Origin of the sequence: Xanthobacter autotrophicus (genome assembly GCF_030015065.1) — a bacterium.
In the GTDB taxonomy this organism is placed as follows: domain Bacteria; phylum Pseudomonadota; class Alphaproteobacteria; order Rhizobiales; family Xanthobacteraceae; genus Xanthobacter; species Xanthobacter autotrophicus_D.
In genome coordinates this window covers 1-2,765 of sequence record NZ_JAIVFN010000221.1, presented here as the reverse complement: position 1 = coordinate 2,765, position 2,765 = coordinate 1, and the positions used below count along the sequence as shown (strand labels likewise).

Genomic DNA, 2,765 nt, shown 5'->3' with positions numbered 1-2,765 from the left:
CCGTATCGCCCGCCGCGGCGTCGACAGTTCTGAGCACCTCGGCAAGCACCGATGGGTGGTTGAGCGCACCTTCGCCTGGATCAACCAGTTCCGGCGCCTCGCCATCCGATACGAGCGCCACGCCGATCTCTACCGCGCATTCTGCGTCCTCGCCGCCGCAATCATATGCTTCAGAGCCATCGCCAAGTTTTGTTAGGCGCTCTAAGTCCGATAGGCGAAGGCCGAGCGCGCGGCGCCGGCATCCCGGAGCACGATGGAGGCGAGCCCGTCCGCAACCTGAAGCTCGCCCTCCGGATCCTCGAGCACCACCTTCAGGAAGCGCAGGGCACGCCGCAACGCCTGCTCCAACGTCGCCGCGCCCATCAGCGCATGGCACAGGAGGGTGAAGCTGCCCGGTCGCATGGGCCGGCCCCCAAGGCCGAAGAATTCGTCGTCCAGCGCCGCGGCCGCCGCCAGCCACAACGCGCCGTATTGCTCGGCGGAGACCCAGTCCCCCACCGGCGCCGCAAGCCCCGCCTGCGCCAGCACCGGCGCGGGATCGATGCCACGCCGGGCAAGGCACTCCAGCGCGTCATCCACGAAGCCGGCGGAAATCATGCGCCGTTCCAAAGGCCAGCCTTCCCCATATGGCAAAATCGCTCATCAAATTAGAGCGATTGCGACATCGAATGCCATATCGTCTTTGACTAGAAAATGACCAACCGGCCTTGCGGACGGCAAAGTCCGCAGGTGCCTCAGAGGCAAGAGTTCCGGGGAGGACTTCCATGAAGATCGACGGCCACGTCTTTATCGTCACCGGCGCTGGCTCCGGCCTCGGCGCAGCGGTCTCGCGCATGCTGGTGGGCGAAGGCGCGCGGGTGGTGATTGTGGACATCAATGCCGAGGCCGGCGGCGCGGTCGCTGCCGAGCTGGGCGACAAGGCCCGGTTCCAGCGCGCCGACGTGACCAGCGAAGCGGACGGCATCGCCGCCGTGGCGCTCGCCCGCGACACGTTCGGGCATCTCCACGGCCTCGTGAATTGCGCCGGCGTCGCCCCCGGCGAGAAGGTGGTCGGCCGCGAGGGGCCGCACCGGCTCGACAGCTTCGCGCGCGCCGTCGGCATCAACCTCATCGGCACCTTCAACATGCTGCGCCTCGCCGCCGACGCCATCGTGAAGGAAGAGCCCGACGCCGACGGCGAGCGCGGCGTCATCATCAACACCGCCTCCATCGCCGCCTTCGACGGCCAGATCGGCCAGGCCGCCTATGCCGCCTCCAAGGGCGGCGTCGCCGCGCTGACCCTGCCGGCGGCGCGGGAGCTGGCGCGCTTCGGGGTACGCGTGGTCACCATCGCGCCGGGCATCTTCGAGACGCCCATGATGGCCGGCCTGCCGCAGGACGTGCAGGATTCGCTGGGCAAGACCGTCCCCTTCCCGCCCCGGCTCGGCCGGCCGGCGGAATATGCCGCGCTCGTCCGGCACATCTGCGAGAACACCATGCTCAACGGCGAGGTCATCCGCCTCGACGGCGCCCTGCGCATGCCGCCGCGCTGAACCTTGCCATGAAGGAGAATGCCATGACCACCCGCACGGAAGATCCCATCGTCATCGTCGGCGCCGCCCGCACCCCCATGGGCGGCTTCCAGGGCGACTTCAAGGACGTGGCCGCCCCCATCCTCGGCGCCACCGCCATCGGCGCCGCGCTGGCCCGCGCCGGCCTTGCGCCGGAGGCGGTGGACGAGGTGGTGTTCGGCTGCGTGCTGCCCGCCGGGCAGGGCCAGGCGCCCGCCCGCCAGGCCGCGCTGGGGGCCGGCCTGCCGCTCTCCACCGGCGCCACCACCGTCAACAAGATGTGCGGCTCGGGCATGAAGGCGGCCATGTTCGCCCATGACCTGCTTCTGGCCGGCTCCGCCGAGGTAGCAGTGGCGGGCGGCATGGAGAGCATGAGCAACGCCCCCTATCTGCTCGACCGCGCCCGTGGCGGCTATCGCATGGGCCATGGCCGCGTCCTCGACCACATGTTCCTCGACGGGCTGGAGGACGCCTACGAGAAGGGCCGGCTCATGGGCACCTTCGCCGAGGATTGCGCCGAGGCCTACCAGTTCACCCGCGAGGCGCAGGATGCGTTTGCCATGGGCTCCCTCGCCAAGGCCCAGAAGGCCATGGCGGACGGCTCCTTCGATGCCGAGATCGCTCCCGTCACGGTGAAGGCCGGCAAGGCCGAGCGCATCGTCTATTCCGACGAGCAGCCGCCCAAGGCCAAGCCCGACAAGATCCCCACCCTGAAGCCGGCCTTCCGCGACGGCGGCACGGTGACGGCGGCCAATTCCTCCTCCATCTCGGACGGCGCGGCGGCCCTCGTGCTGATGCGCCGCTCGGAAGCGGAGAAGCGCGGGCTCACCCCGCTCGCGACCATCGTCGGCCATGCCACCCATGCCCAGGCGCCCAGCCTCTTCACCACCGCCCCCATCGGCGCGGTGGGCAAGCTGGCCGAGCGCACCGGCTGGGACCTGAAGGACGTGGACCTGTTCGAGATCAATGAGGCGTTCGCCGTGGTGCCCATGGCCGCCATCCACGACCTCGGCCTGCCGGCGGACAAGGTGAACGTCCATGGCGGCGCCTGCGCGCTGGGCCACCCCATCGGCGCATCGGGCGCGCGGGTGATGGTGACGCTGCTGGCGGCGCTCCAGAAATACGGGCTGAAGCGCGGCATCGCCTCGCTGTGCATCGGCGGCGGCGAGGCCACCGCGGTGGCGCTGGAACTGGCGAACTGAGGCTGGAGCGGAA

The 2,765-nt window shown here is 69.9% G+C and carries 3 protein-coding genes and 1 pseudogene; 3 read left to right on the top strand and 1 reads right to left on the bottom strand.

Features of this window, described 5'->3' with window-relative positions:
- A partial coding sequence (locus K9U40_RS22475) for a transposase (protein WP_282890830.1) occupies positions 1 to 196 on the top strand: 196 nt, incomplete at its 5' end.
- A gap of 8 nt (positions 197 to 204) precedes the next feature.
- On the opposite strand, the pseudogene K9U40_RS22470 reads toward K9U40_RS22475, so the two are convergent.
- Positions 205 to 609: pseudogene (locus tag K9U40_RS22470) on the bottom strand (AraC family transcriptional regulator ligand-binding domain-containing protein); the annotation flags it as partial.
- A 155-nt stretch (positions 610 to 764) separates the two neighbouring features.
- On the opposite strand from K9U40_RS22470, the gene K9U40_RS22465 reads away from it, so the two are divergent.
- Positions 765 to 1,532, top strand: a complete 768-nt coding sequence (locus K9U40_RS22465) for a 3-hydroxyacyl-CoA dehydrogenase (RefSeq protein ID WP_282892324.1) — start codon at positions 765 to 767, stop codon at positions 1,530 to 1,532.
- Between the two features lie 23 nt (positions 1,533 to 1,555).
- Positions 1,556 to 2,752 carry an acetyl-CoA C-acetyltransferase gene (locus K9U40_RS22460; RefSeq protein WP_282892323.1) on the top strand — a complete coding sequence of 399 codons (1,197 nt, stop codon included), beginning with the start codon at positions 1,556 to 1,558 and terminating at the stop codon, positions 2,750 to 2,752.
- Positions 2,753 to 2,765: the final 13 nt, after the last annotated feature.